This window comes from Sphingobium sp. Cam5-1 (assembly GCF_015693305.1).
Taxonomy (GTDB): domain Bacteria; phylum Pseudomonadota; class Alphaproteobacteria; order Sphingomonadales; family Sphingomonadaceae; genus Sphingobium.
The window spans coordinates 2,409,001-2,415,000 of sequence record NZ_CP065138.1; the positions used below are offsets into that span (position 1 = coordinate 2,409,001).

Consider the following 6,000-nt stretch of genomic DNA (forward strand, 5'->3'; position numbering starts at 1 on the left):
GGGCGGGACAAGGTTAATGCGGCAGGCCGCGTGATCTTGGGCTGGCATAGCAACCGGATTGATCCCATAGCCGCGCCATGACCAATGCTTCTCCCCCGGTCGCCATCGCACAACCAAAGAAAGACATCGGCTTTCGCGAATTCGTGGTGCTGAGCGCTTGCCTGATGGCGATGAATGCGCTGTCGACCGATCCGATGTTGCCCGCGCTGCCCGCCATGGGGCACGATCTGGGGATCGCCAATGCCAATGACCGGCAGCTCATCATCAGCGTCTATTTCCTGGGATTGGGCGCTGGATCTCTGCTGTTCGGCATCCTGTCCGATCGGTTCGGGCGTAAACCCGTGATGGGCGGCGCATTGGCGATGTTCATCCTGTCCACCATAGGGTGCGCGGTGGCGCACAGCTTTCCCCTGATGCTGCTGGGCCGGGTGTCGGCAGGCTTCTTTGCCGGAGCGAGCCGGGTGATCGCCGTGGGCATCATTCGCGACCGGTTCAAGGGAGACGCCATGGCCAGGGTCATGTCGCTCATCCTCGCCGTATTCATGTTGATACCCGTGATGGCGCCCAGTTTTGGGCAGGCGATCCTGTGGTTCGCGCCATGGCGATGGATATTCTGGATTCTGGCTATTCAGGCGGCGTTTATCCTGATCTGGATGGTCATACGCATGCCCGAGACGCTGAAGCCGGAAAACAGGCTGCGGATGAACCCATCAACAATCTTTCGCACGATGGCGGTGGTACTCACCAATCGCAGTTCGGCAGGATATATGCTGGCGAGCGGCGTGGTGATGAGCGGGCTCATCGGCTTCATCCTGTCGGTGCAGCAGATTTTCTTCGACCTGTTTCATGCCCAGTCATTCTTCCCGATAGCTTTTGCGATCATGGCGGGCAGCATGGGGGTCGGCAGCCTGTTGAACAGCCGCCTCGTATCGCGATTCGGCGCCCGGCGGCTGAGCCAGGGTGCGGTTCTGTCCATGATTGCGACGAGCGCCATCCATCTTGTCGTGATTACATCCGGCCTGGAAAGCATGTTCACCTTCATGTTCTTCCAGTCGGCAACGATGATGGCCGTCGCTTTCACCGCGTCCAATTTCGGCGCGATTTCCATGGAGCCTTTCGCCAAGGGAGCGGGCGCGGCGTCTTCCTTTCAGGCGTTTATGACCACAGCGCTGTCCAGCGCCTTGGGCAGCGTGGTCGGGCGGGCGTTCAACGGGACGACCATCCCTCTGACGATCGGTATGCTGGTCTTCGGGATCGCGGCGCTTCTGATCGTCCTGTTCGCCGAACGCGGGAAGCTGTTCACCCGCCCACATCATGCCGCGTTGCGAGAACCGGAATTCGATCCCGTCCACTGAAAAGAAAGGCGGCGATCACGCCGCCGCCTTCCTCACCCGATCAGGCGTCGCGCCCGCCCGGCGTATGCGCACCGGGCATCGGTGGCACCGGCATCGGCGGGACATCGGCATCCTGCTCATGCGTTTCGACGAGGCCGCGCGCAACATGACTCTTACGATAGCCATATAGGAAATAGAGCAGCAGCCCCACTCCGCCCCAGACCGGAAGCACGAGTTGCGCATCCACGGGCAGGTTGAAGAAGAGGAAGAGGCAACCGAAGGCCGCCATTGGCGCGAAGAACCAGATGGCGGGGGTTCTGAAGGGACGAGGGCGATTGGGATCACGCACGCGCAGCACCAGCACGGCGATCGCCACCATGAAGAAGGCGAAGAGCGTGCCGGAATTGGAAATGTCAGCCAGCTGGCCCACCGGCAGCAGCGCCGCGGCGATGGCGACAAAGACGCCCGTCACCATGGTTACGATGTGCGGCGTCTTGAAACGTGGATGGATGCTGGCAAGCTTTTCCGGCAGCAGCCCGTCGCGCGCCATCACGAAAAAGATGCGGGTCTGACCGAACATCATCATCAGGATGACCGACGGGAGCGCCAGATTGGCCGCAAGACCCAGCGCGTTTCCGACCACGGTCCAGTTGATCGAGCGCAGAACATGGGCGAGCGCTTCATTCGAGCAGACCAGATCCCCCGCATGGGCTGCGGTCGCGCAGGCTTGAGCGAAACCGACCGATCCAGGTGCGACGATCGAACCGTCCAGACCAAGGACCGGCTGGGCGCCAATCGCGCCAATCGCGCCCGCAGCGACCAGCAGATAGAAGACGGTGCAAATCGCCAGGCTGCCGATGAGGCCGATCGGTACATTACGCTGCGGATTCTTGGTCTCCTCCGCTGCGGTCGAAACAGCATCAAAGCCCACATAGGCGAAGAAGATGGAGGCCGCCGCCCCAACAACGCCCATCCCGCTCGTGCCCTGAGGTCCGAACCATCCATTGGGCGTGAAGGGGGAGAAATTGCCCTTGTCCAGCGCGGGCAGTGTCAACGCGATAAAGGCGGTCAGCGCCGCGACCTTGACCGCGACCAGTACCGCGTTGACCCGCGCGCTTTCCGTCGTGCCGATGACGAGCAAGGTGGTCACTGCCAGCGCGACGACGATGGCCGGAATATTGATGACGCCATGCGAAAAATCGGCATGCGGGATGAAACCGTTGAAGCTCCAGGCCGGCCCTGCTGACAGGGCGTGGGGTAGCTCCAGCCCAGTCATGCTTTTCATCAAGCCCATGAAATAGCCGGACCAGCCCACCGAAACGGCACTGGCGGCCACAGCATATTCCAGGATCAGCGCCCAACCCACCATCCAGGCCAGCAATTCGCCCACCACCGCATAGGTATAGGTATAGGCTGAACCCGACACCGGCACCATCGAGGCCAGTTCCGAATAGCAAAGCGCCGCAAAAGCGCAGACTGCCCCGGCGATGACGAAGCTCCACATCATGCCCGGCCCGGCCTTTTGCGCGGCGGCGGCGGTCAGTACGAAAATGCCGGTCCCTATGATGGCACCGACACCCAGAAGCGTGAGCTGTATCGGCCCCAATGTCCGAACGAGCGACTTTTTTTCCGCAGTCGCCAATATGGCGTCCAATGGCTTGATGCGCCCGAAGATCATGCGTGGAGCCCTTTGCCTGTCATCTTGTCCCCGATCCGCCGCGAAGCCGACCCGTTATATCTGCCGCAGAGACTATCGCCTATTATGGCCCGCGCAAGTATGTTGCGCGACTTCGGCACATTTGTCCAAGGGAGCTACTGATGATCGAACTGCTGCGCGCCGCCAGCCTGCACGATGTGCCGCATGGCTTTGCCGGACGTCGTGGCGGTGTATCGGCCGGGGTGCATGCTGGCTTGAACGTGGGCCTGGGTTCCATGGATGAGCGAGAGGCGATCCTGCGCAACCGCGACCTGGCGAGGGATGCGCTGCTGCCCGGCGCGGCATTGGTCACGGTACGGCAGGTTCATTCGCCGGACGTGGTGACCATCACCGGCGCAATAGATGAGGCGGATCGCCCAGCAGCCGATGCCATGGTGACGGATCGCCCCGGCCTTATCCTCGGCATATTGACGGCCGATTGCGTGCCGGTGCTGCTCGCGGACCCCGAAGCCGGGGTGGTGGGCGCGGCGCATGCGGGTTGGAAGGGCGCCATATCGGGAGTGACGGATAGCACGCTGGGGGCGATGGAAAAACTGGGCGCCCGGCGTGAGCGAATTAGCGCCGCGATCGGCCCCTGTATCAGTCGCGCTTCTTATGAGGTCACGGTCGATTTCGCCCGCAATTTCGAGGAAGAGGATGTGGAAAATGGCCGCTTCTTCTCCGCAGGGCGCGAAGGTCATTGCCAGTTCGACATTGCGGCCTATGTCGCGGCGCGTCTGGCTCAGGCGGGGATCGGCCGGGTGGAGATGATGGATGAGGACACCTATTGCCAGCCCGATCGTTTCTTCAGCTATCGCCGTTCGTGTCATCTGGGGGAGCCAAGTTATGGACGGCAGATTTCCATGATTGCCGTCGGCTGATGCAGCAGCCTGCGTCGGCTGGTCAGCCAGGTGGCAGTCCCGGATCGATCCCCGTCAGCTCAATCGAAAGATCCCAAAGCCGCCGGGCATCCTCAGTGCCGCTGGCGCGCTTGTCGATCAGCGCAGGTCCTGACTCGCCGCGCATTTCCCATCCCCCCTGGGGTCCGAAATAATCGCCACCCTTTGCATTCGGATCGGTAGCAGCCTGAAGAGTCGGCCACGCTGCCGCCGCCACCGGATTGAAAAGAGGCCGCACAACAGGCAGCAACGGTTTTGTCCATCGGGGAAGATGGCGCATGAGTTCGGTCAGGGAAACACCGGGATGGCAGCCGATGGCGCTCACCGGAGATGCCGCAGCCCGTAGCCTTCGGTCGAGTTCAAGGGCGAACAGCAGGTTGGCCAGCTTGCTTTGGGCATAATAGACGTTGGGACGGTAGCTTTTCTCGGCGTTCCAATCGTCCCACAGCATGCGCCCCTGACGATGTGCCAGGCTGGACGTAACGACCACCCGCGAACCGGCGGTTTCGGCGAGCTTCGGCAATAAAAGCGCCGTCAGCGCGAAGGTCCCCAAATGGTTCACGCCAAATTGAAGCTCGAACCCTTGGGCTGTACGGATAAGGGGCGGTATCATCACGCCCGCATTGTTGATCAGGACGTCGAGCCTGGGTTCGCTGGCAACCCTTTCGGCTGCGGTTCGGACGCTTTCCAGATCTGCCTGATCGAGTAGGATGAGATCAAGTTTCGCGCCGGGAGTTGCGGCCGCAATCTGCGCCATTGCATCGGCGCCTCTAGCTGCGTCGCGACAGCCGAGCAGCACCTGCGCGCCTTTTGCTGCCAGAAGCTTGGCGGTCTCGAAGCCGATACCGGTGTTAGCGCCGGTGACCAGGATCGTGCGGCCGTGCTGATCCGGCACCTGCTCATTGGTGAACCCCATTCCAGTCTCCCCTCCTCCGCACCTTATCGATCCTTGGTCACCAATTGTGGATGAGAAGACAAGGCTGATCGACTTGGCGAATGGCATGGAGAGCTGGAGGAGGAGAAGTGCAAGTTGAACAAGGTGCTGGCAGAATCGGTGCTGGACGTCTCGACATTGCTCGAGATGTTCGGAAAAAATTCTGTCGCCCTTGGGCTCACGCGCCATATAAACGACGAAACCCCCGGCGTATTTCACGCTGGAGGCTTTCGTTTGGGGACCGTTGGTTGCGGGAGTAGGATTTGAACCTACGACCTTCAGGTTATGAGCCTGACGAGCTACCGGGCTGCTCCATCCCGCGTCACCAAAGGCAAAAGGGCGGCTTTATGGGCCGCCCTTTTGTAAAACATGTGATGGGTTTTTATTTCAAAGCGCAAGCTTCAATGCCTGGCGACGCCCTACTCTTCCGGGGCTTGAGCCACAGTACCATCGGCGCAGACTGGTTTCACGGCCGAGTTCGGGATGGGATCGGGTGGGTCACAGACGCTATGGTCACCAAGCAATGAAGCTTGCGCTTTGGGTTATAATCGATGCCGTGCACGGTAAGTGTATTTCAGTTGTTATCTGGCTTGAGGTGATCACCACGCTCAATGGCTGACGCTGTTTCCAGCATTGTCATTGATGGTGGGACTCTACGATCCTACAAAAGTATTACTTTTGCAGGGACCGTTTAAGCGCGATCAGAGCAATTAGGACCGGTTAGCTCCATATGTTACCACACTTCTACATCCGGCCTATCAAGGTCGTGGTCTACGACCGCTCGAAGAAATCTTATCTTGAGGGAGGCTTCCCGCTTAGATGCTTTCAGCGGTTATCCCGTCCATACATAGCTACCCTGCTGCGCCGTTGGCACGACGACAGGTACACCAGAGGTATGTTCAACCCGGTCCTCTCGTACTAGGGTCAACTCCTCTCAAATTTCGACGCCCACGGCAGATAGGGACCAAACTGTCTCGCGACGTTCTGAACCCAGCTCACGTACCACTTTAATTGGCGAACAGCCAAACCCTTGGGACCTGCTCCAGCCCCAGGATGTGATGAGCCGACATCGAGGTGCCAAACGATTCCGTCGATATGAGCTCTTGGGAATCATCAGCCTGTTATCCCCGGCGTACC

The 6,000-nt window shown here is 60.2% G+C and carries 4 protein-coding genes, 1 tRNA gene and 2 rRNA genes (1 of these 7 only partly in view); 2 read left to right on the top strand and 5 right to left on the bottom strand.

What is annotated here, in order from left to right; genetic code table 11:
* The first annotated feature begins 77 nt into the window (after positions 1 to 77).
* Entirely contained in the window at positions 78 to 1,355 is a 1,278-nt protein-coding gene (locus IZV00_RS12035) for a multidrug effflux MFS transporter (RefSeq protein WP_230463198.1), read from the top strand.
* A 40-nt stretch (positions 1,356 to 1,395) separates the two neighbouring features.
* Here the strand turns inward: IZV00_RS12035 and IZV00_RS12040 are convergent, their stop codons facing one another.
* Positions 1,396 to 3,012, bottom strand: a complete 1,617-nt coding sequence (locus IZV00_RS12040) for an amino acid permease (RefSeq protein WP_196224860.1) — start codon at positions 3,010 to 3,012, stop codon at positions 1,396 to 1,398.
* A 140-nt stretch (positions 3,013 to 3,152) separates the two neighbouring features.
* On the opposite strand from IZV00_RS12040, the gene pgeF reads away from it, so the two are divergent.
* Positions 3,153 to 3,911: a peptidoglycan editing factor PgeF gene (gene pgeF, locus IZV00_RS12045; RefSeq protein WP_196224861.1), complete on the top strand. Its 759-nt coding sequence runs from the start codon at positions 3,153 to 3,155 to the stop codon at positions 3,909 to 3,911.
* Positions 3,912 to 3,933: 22 nt separating this feature from the next.
* On the opposite strand, the gene IZV00_RS12050 is transcribed toward pgeF, so the two are convergent.
* The 4 genes from IZV00_RS12050 to IZV00_RS12065 all read right to left on the bottom strand — a co-directional run.
* Positions 3,934 to 4,845: an oxidoreductase gene (locus IZV00_RS12050; protein WP_196224862.1), complete on the bottom strand. Its 912-nt coding sequence runs from the start codon at positions 4,843 to 4,845 to the stop codon at positions 3,934 to 3,936.
* A 263-nt stretch (positions 4,846 to 5,108) separates the two neighbouring features.
* A tRNA-Met gene (locus IZV00_RS12055) sits at positions 5,109 to 5,185 on the bottom strand.
* 84 nt (positions 5,186 to 5,269) lie between these two features.
* Positions 5,270 to 5,384 (bottom strand): 5S ribosomal RNA (gene rrf / locus IZV00_RS12060).
* 170 nt (positions 5,385 to 5,554) lie between these two features.
* A 23S ribosomal RNA gene (locus tag IZV00_RS12065) occupies positions 5,555 to 6,000 on the bottom strand (it continues 2,348 nt past the right edge of the window).

Excerpts from the sequence above, each read along its gene's own strand:
- IZV00_RS12035 (WP_230463198.1), top strand. The coding sequence starts at position 78 with ATGACCAATGCTTCTCCCCCGGTCGCCATCGCACAACCAAAGAAAGAC.
- IZV00_RS12040 (WP_196224860.1), bottom strand. The coding sequence starts at position 3,012 with ATGATCTTCGGGCGCATCAAGCCATTGGACGCCATATTGGCGACTGCG.
- pgeF (WP_196224861.1), top strand. The coding sequence starts at position 3,153 with ATGATCGAACTGCTGCGCGCCGCCAGCCTGCACGATGTGCCGCATGGC.
- IZV00_RS12050 (WP_196224862.1), bottom strand. The coding sequence starts at position 4,845 with ATGGGGTTCACCAATGAGCAGGTGCCGGATCAGCACGGCCGCACGATC.